Raw genomic sequence first — 14,711 nt, forward strand, 5'->3', positions numbered from 1 at the left:
CGTTCGTCAAACGTTCGGTTTTAGCCATAATTACTAGGTAGTGCGACGAATGAAGGTCTGAAAAGTAAAGGCATGCTTATTCTTCTCGTCGCTCTCATGGGGCTCGCTTTCCACAAGCTTCCAGTCCGATTCAGCGAACAAAGGAAAGAATGCATCTCCGCCTTCAACTTCGACAGCTACTTCCGTCAGCAGCAGCGTGTCCGCGAGCGGAAGAAACTGTGCGTATACATCCGCGCCGCCTATTACGATCAGTTCTTCACCCTTGAAACGCTCAATCGCCTCAGCGACGGAGTAAACAATCTCACAGCCCACTGGTTCGTAATCCTTTTGGCGTGTCAAGACAACATTGAGGCGGTCGACAAGCGGCTTTGGGAGCGACTCAAACGTCTTCCGCCCCATCACGACCGTTTTGCCTAAGGTTGTTTTTTTGAAAAAAGCCATCTCGGCAGGCAAGCGCCATGGCAGCTTGTTATCTACGCCGATCGTCCGGTTACGATCCATTGCGGCTATTAGTGTAATTGACATGAAAGCAGCACCTTTCTACCCTTAAAGTTTGTCAATCTAAACAGCTACCGGCGCTTTGATCGCTGGCTGCGGATTGTAATTCTCGATGCTCAGATCCTCCATCGCAATGTCAAAAATGGACTTCTTATCCGCATTAAGCGCAAGCGTTGGCAAAGTGCCAGGCTCACGGTTTAGTTGGGTTTTAATTTGCTCCATGTGGTTCGTATAAATATGGGCATCACCCAGCGTATGGATGAACTCCCCAACCTCTAGTCCGCATTCATGGGCGACCATATTAGTAAGCAGAGCATAGCTAGCGATGTTAAACGGGATACCAAGAAAAATATCAGCGCTGCGTTGGTACAACTGACAAGACAGCTTGCCGTTAGTCACATAGAATTGAAACATCGTATGACATGGCGGAAGCGCCATATTGCTAGGCACGTCTTCCGGATTCCAAGCCGACACAATCAATCTTCTCGAGTCAGGGTTTTGCTTAATCGTAGCAACAACATCCTTTAATTGATCGATGGTATCTCCCTGTGACGTTTTCCATTCCCGCCACTGCTTGCCATATACGTTGCCAAGCTCGCCAAACTCCTCAGCAAATCGATCATCCGTGAGGACCTTCTGCTTAAAGAGCTCCATCTGCTCATTGTAATCCGCGGCAAACGCAGAATCCGTTTGCGAGCGCAATCCGAAATTCGTCATGTCTGGACCCGTATAAACCGTGCTCTCCACCCATCTTTTGAAAGCCCATTCATTCCAGATGTTGTTGTTATGCTGCAGCAAATAGCGAATATTGGTATCCCCTTGGATAAACCAAATCAGCTCGCTCGCTATAAGGCGAAAAGGAACGCGTTTTGTTGTTAGCAGCGGAAATCCCTCGCTAAGATCAAAGCGCATTTGATACCCAAAAACAGAAATTGTGCCTGTACCTGTACGATCTTCCTTTTTGGTGCCATGCTCCAACACATATTTTAACAATTGCAAGTAGGTTTGTTCGCTATTGCTCATTTCAATACCGCCCCCGATTCTAAATAAAAAATCGTAAAAATAACAATTATTATACCACTATTCAACTCGTCTGTCCTGCTTTCGTTTCTTTCTCAGCGCATAGCGTTCTGGTGCCGAAGCATGCAGCTTTTTTTCTTCGTCTGTCGTTGGAATAACGGTGGGGACGGAGGCTGGCTTGCCGTTCTCGTCTAATCCGACAAACGTAAAAAAGGCGGTTACCGTCGTTTTTCTCAAGCCGCTGAACAAATTCTCAGAGCTAACGGACACATAAACCTCCATGGAGCTCCTATTGGTCCACGTAACAAATGCTTCAACCTCAATGACTTCACCTACGCGAATGGGTGCCAAAAAGTCCAAGCTATCCGTAGATGCAGTGACGGCCTGCATCCGGGCATGCCGCATTGCAGCTATAGCAGCTACTTTATCCATATATTCCATCACCTTGCCGCCGAACATCGTCTCGTAAGGGTTCGTATCCAGCGGGAAAATGAGCTGTGTCATGATCGTCCTGGATTCACTTGCCGGTTTCATCGTCTCTTCCCTCATTATGAACACCTCTTTGCAAGAATCGAATGCGATAGATGCACAAAGAGGCCCCGTCGGCTGGGGAGCCGCGTGACCTCTAATGGTGCAAATGGAATGCGATTTATTTAATGAAAGTATGGATAGGATGGCCCAGTGCAACTTCAGCTGCATCCAATACAATTTCACCTAGTGTCGGATGTGCATGGATCGTAAGCGCGATATCTTCAAGCGTAGCGCCCATTTCGATACCAAGCGCAAGCTCAGCAATCATGTTGGAAGCTTCAATACCGATAATTTGCGCGCCTAGCACAAGACCGGAGTCTGCATCAGCTACAAGCTTAACAAAACCTTCGTTTGCATTTAGGGACATTGCACGCCCATTGATAGCGAACGGGAATTTGCCGACTTTAACGTTGTGGCCTTTATCTTTTGCTTCTTTTTCGCTGTATCCAACGCTTGCACATTCCGGATCGGAGAAACAAACAGCAGGAACGCATTTGTAGTCAATTACGCTTGAATGGCCGGAAATAACCTCAGCCGCTACACGACCTTCATACATGGCTTTATGAGCAAGTGCAGGCCCAGCAATAATGTCGCCGATTGCAAAGATATGCGGGATGTTCGTACGGCATTGCTCATCGACTTCTACCAGACCACGATCCGAAAGCTTCACATTGATTAGATCAAGGCCAAGCTCACCATCCGTATTTGGACGACGTCCAACGGTTACAAGCAAGTAATCTGCCGTTACTTTTTCTTCTTTATCGCCAACGGTGTAAGTAACCGTAACGTCTTTATCCGTTTGCTCAGCGCCTTTAGCTTGTGCACCAGTGATGATATCAACGTTCGTGCTTTTCAGTTTCTTCGCAACGATGGAGGACATATCCTTATCGAAGCCAGGAAGAATCGCATCAGAACCCTCGATTACCGTTACCTTAGTACCGAACTTGGAGTACATTTGACCAAGCTCAATGCCGATATAGCCGCCGCCGATAACGACAAGGCTTTTCGGAATTTCAGGCAAGGACAAAGCGCCAGTCGATGATACGATGCGGCCGCCGTAAGGGAATGCTTTCAGCTCGATTGGACGTGAGCCAGTAGCAATAATACAGTTTTTGAAACGGTAGCGCGGTGCTTCTTGATCGTTGAATACACGCGCTTCGTTTTCATTGATGAACATGACTTCGCCTTGGAAATACTGGACTTTGTTCGCTTTCAAAAGTGAAGCAACGCCGCCTGTCAATTTTTTGACGATTCCTGCTTTGAACTCTTGCACTTTAGTAAAGTCAACCTTCGCTTCGCCAACCTCGATACCGAAAGCGGAAGCATGGCTGATTGATTCATATTGATGTGAAGCGGAGATCAGAGCTTTCGATGGAATACAGCCCACGTTCAAGCATACGCCGCCTACATATTCTTTATCCACGATGAGTACGTTTTGACCAAGCTGAGCTGCGCGAATCGCTGCAACATATCCGCCTGGACCCGCACCAATGACTAGAGTATCAATATCTAGGGAAGCATCACCTACGACCATGTCTTATACCTCCATTATGAACAATTCTGGTTGTCCCAGAAGTGTTTTGATGTAATTCATAAAGTTTTGTGCCGTTGCGCCATCAATCAGACGGTGGTCAAAGCTGAGTGAAAGAGCCATTACAGGTGCTGCTACGATTTCGCCATTGCGTACAATCGCTTTCTCTGTAATTCTGCCCGTACCCAAGATAGCAACCTCAGGGAAGTTGATAACCGGCGTGAAGAACATGCCGCCTGCCGAACCGATGTTCGAGATGGAAATGGTGCTTCCTTTCAACTCGCTAGCAGCAAGCTTGCCATCGCGGCCGCGAGCAGCTAGATCACGGATGGAATCCGCAATTTTGAATAGGTTTTTACGGTCTGCATCCTCGATAACCGGAACGATAAGACCGTTATCCGTATCTGTAGCAATACCAATGTTGTAAAATTTGCGAAGCACAATTTCTTGGTTAGCTTCATCAAGCGTAGAATTTAAGATCGGGAATTCGCGGCAAGCTGCCACAAGAGCCTTCACGATAAATGGCAAGTACGTAAGCTTGGAGCCTTTTTTCTCGGCATAAGGCTTATATTTCGCGCGAAGTGCTACCAATTCCGTTACGTCAACCTCATCCATAATGGTAACGTGAGGAGCCGTGTAAACGGATTTGGACATCGCATTTGCAATGATTTTGCGAATACCTTTGAAAGGCACGCGCTCTTCAGGACGATATGCTGTGCCCGAAGCAGTATGTGCAGGCTTCGCTTCGCCAGCGCCTTTTGCAACTACTTCAGCATTGCTAGGTTGCTCGGCAGCAGATGCCGCAGTATCAGCAGCCGCAACAGCTGGCGTACCGCCAAAGCCTGTTACGTCATCACGAGTGATTCGGCCGTTTTTGCCCGTTCCACCAACTTGCGTCAGGTCTACGCCTTGCTCACGAGCGAACTTGCGCACGCTAGGAGTCGCTAGAACAAGACCGCCAGTTGCTTTTGGTGCAGTAGCTGCAGCTGCAGGTGCTTCCGCTTTCGGCGCTTCAGCCGCTGGTGCAGCCGTTTCTTTTGGAGCCGGTGCTTCTTCTTTCGGTGCTTCGGCTGCTGGAGCTGCTTGTTCTGGAAGTTCGCCTTCAGCGTCAATGATAGCAACGATTTCGCCAACGTGGCATACTTGACCGTCTTTTACAAGCACTTCCAATACTTTGCCGTTAACCGGACAAGGCACTTCTACGATCGCTTTATCGTTTTGGACTTCCATAATAATATCATCATCTGTAACCGTATCGCCGACTTTGATGTTTACTTTCACGATTTCGCCTTCGTGCAAGCCTTCGCCGAGCTCTGGGAAACGATATTCGAATTTAGCCAATGCTGGTAACCTCCTTTAAAAGTTCAATACTTTTTGAACCGCTGCAGAAACGCGAGCTACCGAAGGAAGCCATGCATCCTCAACAAGCGCAAACGGATAAACGGTATCCGGTCCCGCTACGCGAAGTACTGGAGCTTCCAAATGAAGAATGGCATGCTCGTTGATTTGAGCGATAATTTCCGCTGCCGCGCCTGACGTTTTCTGTGCTTCTTGAACGACAATCGCACGATTTGTCTTTTGAATGGATGCTACGATCGTTTCAATATCAAGCGGTACAAGACTGCGAAGGTCGATTACCTCTACGCTTACGCCTGTTTTTTCAAGCTCTTCAGCCGCTTTCACCGAAGTGTGAACCATCATCCCGTAAGTGAGGATCGTTACATCGGTACCTTCGCGGACAACATTTGCTTTGCCGATTTCAACGGTATATTCACCTTCTGGCACATCAGCCTTAAATGCACGGTAGAGGTTTAGATGCTCCATGAAAAAGACAGGATCATTATCGCGGATTGCTGAGATCATCAAACCTTTTGCATCATAAGGATTTGAAGGAATGACGACTTTAATACCTGGCGTTTGAATAGCCAGACCCTCAAGGGAATCCGTGTGCAGCTCAGCTGCCTTAACGCCGCCGCCGAAAGGCGTACGGAACACGATTGGTGAATTGTAGCGACCGCCTGAACGGTAGCGCATGCGCGCTGCTTGTACAAACATTTGGTCAAGCGCTTCATAAATAAAACCAACGAATTGAATTTCAGCAATTGGGCGGAAGCCTTGAAGTCCCATCCCCACTGCCATCCCTGCAAGCGCGGACTCAGCAAGCGGCGTATCAAATACGCGATCCTCGCCGAATTCTCCTTGCAATCCTTCTGTTACGCGGAATACACCGCCGACCTTGCCTACGTCCTCACCGAAAATGACAACGTTTGAGTCGCGTTTAAGTTCTACGCGCATCGCATCGCGAATTGCTTCCAACATATTCATTTGAGCCATGATCGTCTGATCCTCCTCTTCTATTGAAAATCGGCCTTTTGTTCTTCCAGGTGTTTCGGTGTTGTTTCGAACATGCTATCGATCAAGCCTGCAACAGTCATTTTTTCAACTGCTTCGGTCTTTTTAATTTGCTCGTTTACCGTTGCTTTTGCTTCTTCTTTCACGCGGTTTGTGTCTTCATCCGACCACAAGCCCTTTTTCTCCAAGAACTTGCCGAAACGAACGAGCGGATCTTTAAGCGCCCATTCTGCTTCTTCTTCTTTTGTACGGTACTTCGTCGTATCATCCGCCATGGAATGTGGACGGAAACGGTAAGTAAGCATCTCGATCAACGTTGCGCCTTCGCCATTGCGACCGCGTTCCGCTGCTTCTTGAACGGCTTTGATAACAGCAAGCACGTCCATGCCGTCTACCTGTACGCCTTTAATGCCGGCAGCAACTGCTTTGTGTGCAATGGACAGCGCGCCTGTTTGTTTAGCATAAGGAGTCGTAATGGCGTAACCATTATTTTGAACGGCATAGATAACCGGAAGTTTATACGCACCGGCAAAGTTCATGCCTTCGTAGAAATCGCCTTCCGAGGAGCCGCCATCGCCTGTATAGGTGATAGCTACGCGTTTTTCATTTTTCTTTTTGAAAGCCATGGCTACGCCAGTCGCATGCAAAATCTGTGCGCCGATAATAATTTGCGGCATAAGAACATGCACGTCGTCAGGTATACGGCCGCCCTCTTGGTGACCGCGGGAGTACAAGAAAGCTTTATACATTGGCAGACCATGCCATACGATTTGTGGCATATCGCGGTAGCCGGGACAAATGAAATCATCTTTATTCAGTGCGTATTCGCTGCCGATCATTGACGCTTCTTGGCCGGATACTGGCGCATAGAAGCCAAGTCTTCCTTGACGTCCAAGATTGACTGCGCGCTCATCCCAAGTACGTGTAAATACCATGCGGTACATCACTTCTTTTAATTGATCATCAGACAATGCCGGCATTAAATCCGAGTTAACAACATCCCCGTCGAGTGACAAGACAGAAAGCGGAGTTACCGGTTCCGTTTGAACTTCGTATGGCAATTTGCTCATTTTGAACGCTCACCTCAATCGAAATATTTGAAAATCGTTTACCTCTGTTATAGAATTATTATAAACCTGTTTAACGAAAATGGTCAAAGCAAAAAACAAAAAAACCTTTGTTTTTTCGCTGATTCTCATCATTCTGTTAAGAAATTGTATATGCTACAGACTTATTTTTTCTATATAACAGCATAATACAACAAGACAGAAATAGATGTGATTCCCTGTATGCCTTTCTATTGTTTACCCACAACCGTAGTTTTCCATTCAATAATTCCAAGTCATAAGGAGAGAAAGTCATGACAGATGAACGATATTTAAAAAGAACGATCGTAAAAGAAACCGTGCCTAGCCGTTACTTGCCTGAACAAGCCCGCAACCTGCGCATCTTTTTGCCGCCAGGCTACAATGAAGTATTGAGCTATCCTGTCGTATATTGTCAAGACGGCGAAGACTTTTTCAATTTCGGGCGAATCGCCACAACCGCTACCAAATTAATATTAGACGAGGGTTTGGAGCCTTTCATTATTGTAGGCGTCGATGTGGACAAGAAGCTTCGAACCGAAGAATATGCGCCTGACGGAGAGCGGCATGCCAATTACATTCGTTTTTTCGCAGAAGAACTTATTCCATTCGTTGAAGAGAGGTACTCCGCAAGGCAGAACCCGGAGCATCGCTTGCTTGCAGGGGATTCTTTAGGCGGCTCCGTATCGCTGCATTTGGCTCTGGCATATCCTCAGTTGTTTACTCGCGTTATGTCATTATCCGGCGCATATTACGGCGTTTCGCAGCACATTATCTCAGAAGCAGCCGACCTAAGCTGGTTATCGATATATATGATCGTAGGGCTTCAGGAGGACGCTTACGAAACCGATCGCGGCGTATTCGATTTCGTAGCATTGAACCGAAACACGAGAGCATTGCTGGAGCATAAGCAAGCATCGGTGTTCTACGAAGAGAAGGATGGCAAGCATCAATGGGGCTTCTGGCAAAAAGAGCTCGATAAGGCGCTATGCTATTTTATCGAGGTAGAATAATGAAAAAGCTGTTTAGATCGCTCTTAACCGAGCGTCTAAACAGCTTTTTTCGTATTACTGCGATTGATTGATATCAGATTCCACCCGTCGCAGAAGCTCTTTGCAGCCGCTGTCCACAAGCTCGTAAACAAATTCAAAATTGCCGTCATAATAAGGATCCGGAACATCAAGCAACGTATGTCCTTCTACTAGCTCCATGAATGTAAATAGCTTTGACTCGTCAAATTCGATTCCGGCATTCTCAAGCATCTGGCGCATGTCGCGCAAGTTTTTCGTATCCATGCATACCAGATAATCAAAATACTCATAGTCTTTGCCTGTTACTAGACGCGCCTTCATGCCTTGATACGAAATCCGGTGTTGATCAAGCAGCTTTCGCGTGCCCTCGTGAGGCGGATGTCCGAGATGCCAATCGCCTGTACCCGCAGAATCCACTTCAATGACATCAGATAATCCAGCCTTATCAATCTGATGGCGCATGACCGCTTCAGCCATTGGCGAACGGCAAATATTGCCTAAGCAAACAAACAAAACCTTGGCTTTCATGTACGACCTCTTTTCTGTTGCTCTTCGGAAGTATCGATATGAAGCGACCTTCTTGGCAGCTTCCACTTGTAATACACCGATAGCATCCTGAAGCTGATAATAACGACAAATAAAAACAACAGCTCTAAAGTCGATTTTAGCCAGCCCAGTCCAATGACTAGGCCTCCGAGCATCGCCCATACCGCATAAATCTCATCCTTAAGCACAAGCGGCTTGCGGCCCGCTAGCACATCGCGGATAATGCCGCCGCCGATACCTGTCAGCATGGCTGCAACAAGAACTGCGCTCAGCGGATGCTTCATTTGCGTGGCGTAAAGCGCGCCTTGAATAGCGAAAGCCGATAATCCAATCGCATCAAAAAAAGCTTCGCTTTTCCTCCATCTTTGAATCCAAACGACCGGCAGAAGAAACGCGATCGTCATCGCGATCATCGCGATTTTGAACAAGTAGCCTTGGCTCCATAGCGAGGTTACCGGCATCCCGATGAGCAAGTTGCGCACGACGCCGCCACCGAACGCAGTGACTAAGCCAAGCACGAATACGCCTAATATGTCGTACTCTTCCTCCATGGCGACAATCGCTCCGCTGACAGCAAAGGCTATCGTGCCAATGATACTGAAAATCCCAAAAATGTCCATGCTCACTGCAATAGCTCCTCGCTTCCCGTCCATGAACCGACCTGCTTCATCGGTTCTTTCCTAAACCATTTTAGCTGGGAGCAACCGGTTTCGCAACGACAAATTTTGCTATAAGAAGCGAGTATATTTCCCAACTATGAGCTTGCCTCTAGTTTTTAAGCGGCAAAAGGCTATATACTAATATTGGCTTATTGTACATTCTGTTAAGAAGAGAGGATCATACGTGATGCAGCCACGCATTGTCATTTGTACGGGCGGCCAGCTGGGCCCCTTTGCTCTTGAGCATATAGATACTGCCGATCTGCTTATCGGGGCAGACAGCGGCGCCCGTTTTTTAGTCAACCATGGATATCGGCCTGATATCTCAATCGGTGATTTTGATTCCGTCTCCGAGCAAGAACTGCTTGCTATCCGGTCCAGCAGCAGCCAGACGATCGCTTGTGATCCGATAGACAAGGATTATACCGATACCGAGATGGCTATGAGGCTTGCGCTTGACCTGCAGCCTCGCGAGATCATATTGATCGGTGCATTAGGAACAAGATTCGATCACTCCTTGGCTAACGTTCACTTGCTCGCTTTAGCTTCCGAAGCACAGGTACCCGCTTCTATAATCGACAACCATAACAAAATAACGCTTTTAACGGATACGGCTTTTATTAGTCATCATGGCTATCCCAATGTTTCTTTGCTTCCACTTTCCTTGAAGGTAACGGGAATAACGCTGACCGGCTTCCAATACCCGCTTGACGATGCTTCCCTGACCATCGGCCAGTCACTCGGTATCAGCAATGTTCTTTTGTCAGAGAGCGGCCGTATTGCAATTGCTAGCGGATTACTGCTCGTTATCCAAAGCCGGGACTAGTTGATGGAAACGTCACGCATAGGCGAGGAAAAGCTGCACGTAACCATTTGCGCTTCTCCTCGTCGTATTCGCAGCAATCCAATCAGCTATCCTCTTCCGGCGTAACAATCGACAGTCCTTCCACATGCTTTCGGCTCATCAGCTTGCGAGATTTTCTGTTCGCTTTCGATTCGAAAACGATGTCGAGATCGTACTGCTCATCCGGATACAGCTTCGTTTTAGGAATATAGAGCTTCATTCGCTTTTGATTGAACGTCAGTTTCTGTCCTTGCACTTGAACGATAACATTTCCGCGTTCATCTGCTGGTCGGTAAACAACCCCCATCCGTTTTAGCGGATATATCCAAACGGCATCTCCTTTCACAAAAGGCTGAGCTGCTGCTTTGACTGAAGCTTCTCCCTTATCCTCTACCTTTATCTCCAAAGATTTGCGAGTCAGATCTCCTTCATGCTTGGTCAATAGTACGATGCCCGCCTTAGCCTCTTCCCCTTGCTTTATCCCGCTATCGATCGGCTCTGCAGCAGAATTCTTTTTCTTCTCAAGCAACTGCTCTGCTCGCTGCATAACCTGCTCCGGCAATCCGAAGCGTCTTGCAATAGAAAATGCATGGCTCTCTCCAGCTTCACCAATCTCTAGCCGATAGAGCGGCTGTAACGTATCCGCATCAAAAGCCATCTTTCCATTCTGGCAGCCTATCGTTCGTGCTGCAAATGCTTTGATTTCATTGAAATGTGTAGTTGCCACAGTCAATGCACCGCTTTTTAGCAGCTGCTCCAATAAGGCGATAGAAAGTGCAATCCCTTCTGTAGGGTCTGTACCTGCTGCTAGTTCATCCAACAAGAGCAATGATCTTGGACCGGCTGCTTCCATCATCTCTTTCAACACGGTTATATGAGAAGAGAATGTACTCAACGATTGCTCTAAGCTTTGTCCATCCCCAACGTCTGCGATCACATGCTGGAAAATACCAAGCTCACTGCCCTCCTCTACGGGTACAAGCAGCCCCGATTGCACCATCAGCACGAACAAGCCGATCGTTTTTAAGGTTACTGTTTTCCCTCCAGTATTCGGCCCCGTTATGATGAGCTGCTTCCACCGTGTACCAAGCTCTACATGAAGCGGTACGCTCGATGAACCAATCAGAGGATGCCGTGCGCCGATCAAACGAATAACCGGCTGCTCTGACAATTTAATTCTTTGGCCGTTATAGGCGCGCGAAAGCTTGGAACGAGCTGTTATGAAATCAAAGGAAGCCATTGCTTCGACGTTCTGAAACAGCTCCGCGGAGAACGTTTCCGCTTGCTCGGATAAACGAGCCAATATTACGGTACGCTCTCTCTCTTCCTCGGCTTTCCATTGCTGCAGCTCTACTTGCAAGTCTGCGACATCATGCGGCTCAACAAATAAGGTTTGTCCGCTCGATGATTCATCCCAAACGGTTCCGGGAACCTGCTTGCGAAGCTCTCTCTTGACTGCAATAACGAAGCGGTCACGGCGTTTGCTGATGACGGGATCCTGTAGAGCCGTTCGATATTTGCCCAAAGCATGCTCCATTTTTTTCTGGATTTTATCCTCGGTTGCATAGATATGCCTGCGTATAAACGCAAGATCCGCACTAGCTTGATCGGTTATGAGTCCGTAACGGATACACCGGTTCAATTCTTCTCGCAGCGCGGGGCAATCATACATCGATTCCGCATATGATGCGATCGTTGGCGCAATTTCCCGTTTGCTGTTCATATACTTTTTCATTTGCACGACTGAAGTCAGCCATACGGCTAATTGTTCCAATTCCTGTTCGTTATAAATGCGGCCTTTTCCAAGCAAAGCCAGGAATGGATCTACACCTTCCATTGCAGACAAAGGAATGCTAGCCCCGCTCCCTAGCAGTAACGCTGCTTCCTGCGTTTCCTGCAGCCATGCTTCTACCTGGCGATGCTTGATGCTTGGCGCATGGCGCTCAGCGAGCAGTCTCCCGGCTGGCGACACGGTATAGCTAATAACCGCTGCCTTCACTTTATCGAACTCTAACCTTCTCCATGATGCTTCATTCATTTTTTCGGCCTCCTCTATTTTAAACAAAAAAAGAGACAGAAACAGAACGCGGGCGCGTTCCATTTCTGTCTCAATTGACTAAGCTCCAAGTACCCCTATATGCCTATCAAAAACGAAGGGCAAAAAATGGGTACAAAAAAACCGCGCTGGATAGCACGGTGATTGGGCCGCTGTCGAATTGCTTCAGGCGGAAATCCTCATGTCCATAACTCTTGGCGTCGGATAGCGAAATAGAGCCTCGCTGTATGGCGCAAAAAACCATACGTTAGCAGCAAGACCAACTTACTCTCCAACAATATCCAATTTATGAGTTAAGGACACCAGCAAACATTAAAATTTCCCCTTTAAGCATATTAACAAACACTTTCATAAACTTACGTCTTTAATGTACAAAATAGACAAGCTGTTTGTCAAGCTTCAACGCTTAAAATGAACACTAAAGGCTTAGCTCAAGGCCTGCACGAGCAAACCGGATGTTCGCAGGCAGTTTATAATCCTTTGCAAGATTAATATCATGAGACATATGGGTCAACAGCGTTTGTTTGGGCCGCCACTTGCTAATGAGGTCTAACGCTTCAATCACGTCATAGACGGACCTCGTTTCATAAGCAAAGGGCTCATGATAAAAGCTTGTGCCAAGGATAAGCAGGTCAAGCTCAGCCAGTGGCTGCTGCTGCTCGTCAGTCAAACCGATCGAATCCGAGCAGTATACCCACTTATATTTCGTTTCCTTATTCAAAAATGCAAAAGCATACGCATATCCGTTCTTGCCATGATTCACCCGCCAGCTTGTAGCTTGCCATTTGCCAATCATAACCGGTTGATCGAAAGCATGGAATTGAATCTGGTTCTTAAGCCAAGGGAACCTTTCATTAATTTCCGCAATAACCTCGGTTGGCGCATAAGCTATGCCCTTCTTTTGGGTCCAGCGGCAAGCATCTGCCCATTCCACTAACCCGCCGATATGATCAAAATGTGCATGAGTAATCAATAAAATATCAATTGCCCGCAAATCTGCTGCTTCCAATTGTTTGGCGAAATCAGGCCCGCAATCGATCCATACCACTCCAGCATCTGCGATTTCAAGCTGAACGGAAGAACGCAGCCTGCGGTTATGTCCAGTGGTTCGCGCCTCATTGCATACCTCACACCTGCAATAAATGCGGGGAACGCCCATGGAATCGCCGGTACCCCTGAAGATTATCTTTGTCATAACGGCAATAAAGATAAAGTTTCTGAAGCTTGAATATGTTCCATCATGCGTACCCATTGCTCTGGCTTATTGGGTAAAGCTGAGTAGTAGCCATTGAGAAATTCGGCTACCAATGCAGCATCAATGCTGTCCAAATCTTCATTCTGTGGGAGAAAGCATAAGTCGAGTTCGGCCACTGCATGACCTTCATGATCCCAAGAGGGATGCACATAGGCCAGATCAATCCGTTTGTAGCCAATATGAGACAGTACCTCACGCCGAACGAAAGGATTCATTGGCGAAACGCCTCCGAATGCATGCTCTTCCGCGCGGTAAGGATCATACACCTCGGCAAACATGCCAATCGGCGTTGTACCTGACTGTTCCGCGAGCTTTAGCAAATCCCGTTCGCGATTGCGAAGCAGAAATCTTCCTATACCAAGCGATGGCTTGCCGATGATTGTAAAGTCTGTCATTGCGACGCGTAGAGCTGGGTAATAACGGTACTCGGTTGAACCGACAACTTCTCCTTCATGAATGGCTACATAAACATGGATTCCCTTGTCTTCGAGCGGCTCACGCCATAATTCGTAAGCCAAAACTTCCTCTGGCGGGAAGATCGTCTGCAAAAGCTTATGAAGCGATCCGAAATATTGATCTTCTATAGATGTAATCCGATGATATATCAACATGATAGCTCTCTCCTTTGATTGAATGGATTGCGCCACTCCATAATGACTGCACAATGATTCGATTGCTCGTCTTCCAGATAATCGCGCGCAATCCCTACTGGTATTCGCCCGCATCTCAATAAAAAAGTGATGACGGGATCCTTCCATTCTCCAGTCATTACTTTTTCCAGATAAGCTTCCGGTGAACATTCTTGTATATGCTTCCCGTAGCCAGGCATCCTTCCGCCTCCTAGGAGGCGCGATAATCCAAGCTGAACGACTGTCTCGTACATCGACTGCATGAGCCATTTGCCAATTCCTGTTTTCCGAAACATCGGCACGACGCAAATATCGACAACATAGAGCGTATCGCCTTCTCCATTGTGGTTGCGAATATATCCGCTGTCGGTCATCTTCTCCCAGCTGTGTTCGTGGCTATAATCATTCATATTCACTAGCAAAGCAGTCATCGATCCGACAATACAGCCATCCACCTCTGCGCACAGGGCTCCTGCTGGAAAACGTTCGATATGCTCGAAGAGCTGTTCGCGATTCCATAAAAGCTCCACTGGGAATGGAGGAGGAAAGCTTAACCGCTGAACCTCAATAAGTGCTTCAAAATCCGAATCGTTATAAGGGCGAATGATGGCTTTGACCGGCTTGTCATCTTGGAATATGTATAGTTCTTTATGCAATGCGGGACTCGCTCCTCT

The 14,711-nt window shown here is 47.4% G+C and carries 15 protein-coding genes; 2 read left to right on the forward strand and 13 right to left on the reverse strand.

Going from position 1 to position 14,711, the window contains the following annotated elements:
- Positions 1-33: 33 nt before the first annotated feature.
- From FHS16_RS08140 to pdhA, 7 genes are all read right to left on the reverse strand, one after another.
- Positions 34-525 (reverse strand): dihydrofolate reductase, encoded by a 492-nt coding sequence (locus FHS16_RS08140; RefSeq protein ID WP_183560780.1) that lies wholly within the window; start codon positions 523-525, stop codon positions 34-36.
- A gap of 36 nt (positions 526-561) precedes the next feature.
- Entirely contained in the window at positions 562-1,521 is a 960-nt protein-coding gene (locus FHS16_RS08145) for a thymidylate synthase (protein WP_183560782.1), read from the reverse strand.
- Between the two features lie 57 nt (positions 1,522-1,578).
- Complete coding sequence (locus tag FHS16_RS08150; protein WP_246431663.1) at positions 1,579-2,067, reverse strand: acyl-CoA thioesterase; 489 nt, start codon at positions 2,065-2,067, stop codon at positions 1,579-1,581.
- A gap of 100 nt (positions 2,068-2,167) precedes the next feature.
- On the reverse strand, positions 2,168-3,583 hold the full coding sequence (gene lpdA / locus FHS16_RS08155; protein WP_183560784.1) for a dihydrolipoyl dehydrogenase: 1,416 nt from the start codon (positions 3,581-3,583) through the stop codon (positions 2,168-2,170).
- 3 nt (positions 3,584-3,586) lie between these two features.
- Complete coding sequence (locus tag FHS16_RS08160; protein WP_183560786.1) at positions 3,587-4,921, reverse strand: dihydrolipoamide acetyltransferase family protein; 1,335 nt, start codon at positions 4,919-4,921, stop codon at positions 3,587-3,589.
- Between the two features lie 15 nt (positions 4,922-4,936).
- Positions 4,937-5,914 carry an alpha-ketoacid dehydrogenase subunit beta gene (locus FHS16_RS08165; protein WP_183560788.1) on the reverse strand — a complete coding sequence of 326 codons (978 nt, stop codon included), beginning with the start codon at positions 5,912-5,914 and terminating at the stop codon, positions 4,937-4,939.
- 20 nt (positions 5,915-5,934) lie between these two features.
- Positions 5,935-7,002 carry a pyruvate dehydrogenase (acetyl-transferring) E1 component subunit alpha gene (gene pdhA, locus FHS16_RS08170; protein WP_183560790.1) on the reverse strand — a complete coding sequence of 356 codons (1,068 nt, stop codon included), beginning with the start codon at positions 7,000-7,002 and terminating at the stop codon, positions 5,935-5,937.
- A gap of 290 nt (positions 7,003-7,292) precedes the next feature.
- Between pdhA and FHS16_RS08175 the strand changes: the two genes are divergently transcribed.
- Positions 7,293-8,030, forward strand: a complete 738-nt coding sequence (locus tag FHS16_RS08175) for an alpha/beta hydrolase (protein WP_183560792.1) — start codon at positions 7,293-7,295, stop codon at positions 8,028-8,030.
- Positions 8,031-8,084: 54 nt separating this feature from the next.
- On the opposite strand, the gene FHS16_RS08180 is transcribed toward FHS16_RS08175, so the two are convergent.
- Both FHS16_RS08180 and FHS16_RS08185 read right to left on the reverse strand, forming a co-directional pair.
- Complete coding sequence (locus FHS16_RS08180) at positions 8,085-8,576, reverse strand: low molecular weight protein-tyrosine-phosphatase (RefSeq protein ID WP_183560794.1); 492 nt, start codon at positions 8,574-8,576, stop codon at positions 8,085-8,087.
- Positions 8,573-9,214 (reverse strand): trimeric intracellular cation channel family protein, encoded by a 642-nt coding sequence (locus FHS16_RS08185; RefSeq protein WP_183561364.1) that lies wholly within the window; start codon positions 9,212-9,214, stop codon positions 8,573-8,575. The genes FHS16_RS08180 and FHS16_RS08185 overlap by 4 nt, the downstream gene beginning before the upstream one ends.
- Before the next feature lie 226 nt (positions 9,215-9,440).
- Between FHS16_RS08185 and FHS16_RS08190 the strand changes: the two genes are divergently transcribed.
- A complete protein-coding gene (locus FHS16_RS08190) occupies positions 9,441-10,079 on the forward strand; it encodes a thiamine diphosphokinase (RefSeq protein WP_183561366.1) in 639 nt (212 codons plus the stop codon).
- 82 nt (positions 10,080-10,161) lie between these two features.
- On the opposite strand, the gene FHS16_RS08195 is transcribed toward FHS16_RS08190, so the two are convergent.
- The 4 genes from FHS16_RS08195 to FHS16_RS08210 all read right to left on the reverse strand — a co-directional run bounded on the left by FHS16_RS08195 (position 10,162) and on the right by FHS16_RS08210 (position 14,693).
- On the reverse strand, positions 10,162-12,135 hold the full coding sequence (locus FHS16_RS08195; protein WP_183560796.1) for an endonuclease MutS2: 1,974 nt from the start codon (positions 12,133-12,135) through the stop codon (positions 10,162-10,164).
- Positions 12,136-12,571: 436 nt separating this feature from the next.
- Positions 12,572-13,348 carry an MBL fold metallo-hydrolase gene (locus tag FHS16_RS08200; RefSeq protein ID WP_183560798.1) on the reverse strand — a complete coding sequence of 259 codons (777 nt, stop codon included), beginning with the start codon at positions 13,346-13,348 and terminating at the stop codon, positions 12,572-12,574.
- Positions 13,345-14,016, reverse strand: a complete 672-nt coding sequence (locus tag FHS16_RS08205; RefSeq protein ID WP_183561368.1) for a GNAT family N-acetyltransferase — start codon at positions 14,014-14,016, stop codon at positions 13,345-13,347. Before FHS16_RS08205 ends, FHS16_RS08200 begins: the two co-directional genes overlap by 4 nt.
- The gene (locus FHS16_RS08210) at positions 14,013-14,693 is read right to left on the reverse strand and encodes a GNAT family N-acetyltransferase (RefSeq protein WP_183560800.1); all 681 of its coding nucleotides are present in this window, start codon (positions 14,691-14,693) and stop codon (positions 14,013-14,015) included. The genes FHS16_RS08205 and FHS16_RS08210 overlap by 4 nt, the downstream gene beginning before the upstream one ends.
- Between the last annotated feature and the right edge of the window lie 18 nt (positions 14,694-14,711).

The sequence above is a fragment of the Paenibacillus endophyticus genome, from assembly GCF_014192395.1.
In the GTDB taxonomy this organism is placed as follows: domain Bacteria; phylum Bacillota; class Bacilli; order Paenibacillales; family Paenibacillaceae; genus Pristimantibacillus; species Pristimantibacillus endophyticus.

Coding starts and splice junctions, on each gene's coding strand:
- FHS16_RS08140 (WP_183560780.1), bottom strand. CDS start 525: ATGTCAATTACACTAATAGCCGCAATGGATCGTAACCGGACGATCGGC.
- FHS16_RS08145 (WP_183560782.1), bottom strand. CDS start 1,521: ATGAGCAATAGCGAACAAACCTACTTGCAATTGTTAAAATATGTGTTG.
- FHS16_RS08150 (WP_246431663.1), bottom strand. CDS start 2,067: ATGAGGGAAGAGACGATGAAACCGGCAAGTGAATCCAGGACGATCATG.
- lpdA (WP_183560784.1), bottom strand. CDS start 3,583: ATGGTCGTAGGTGATGCTTCCCTAGATATTGATACTCTAGTCATTGGT.
- FHS16_RS08165 (WP_183560788.1), bottom strand. CDS start 5,914: ATGGCTCAAATGAATATGTTGGAAGCAATTCGCGATGCGATGCGCGTA.
- pdhA (WP_183560790.1), bottom strand. CDS start 7,002: ATGAGCAAATTGCCATACGAAGTTCAAACGGAACCGGTAACTCCGCTT.
- FHS16_RS08175 (WP_183560792.1), top strand. CDS start 7,293: ATGACAGATGAACGATATTTAAAAAGAACGATCGTAAAAGAAACCGTG.
- FHS16_RS08180 (WP_183560794.1), bottom strand. CDS start 8,576: ATGAAAGCCAAGGTTTTGTTTGTTTGCTTAGGCAATATTTGCCGTTCG.
- FHS16_RS08185 (WP_183561364.1), bottom strand. CDS start 9,214: ATGGACATTTTTGGGATTTTCAGTATCATTGGCACGATAGCCTTTGCT.
- FHS16_RS08190 (WP_183561366.1), top strand. CDS start 9,441: ATGCAGCCACGCATTGTCATTTGTACGGGCGGCCAGCTGGGCCCCTTT.
- FHS16_RS08195 (WP_183560796.1), bottom strand. CDS start 12,135: ATGAATGAAGCATCATGGAGAAGGTTAGAGTTCGATAAAGTGAAGGCA.
- FHS16_RS08200 (WP_183560798.1), bottom strand. CDS start 13,348: ATGACAAAGATAATCTTCAGGGGTACCGGCGATTCCATGGGCGTTCCC.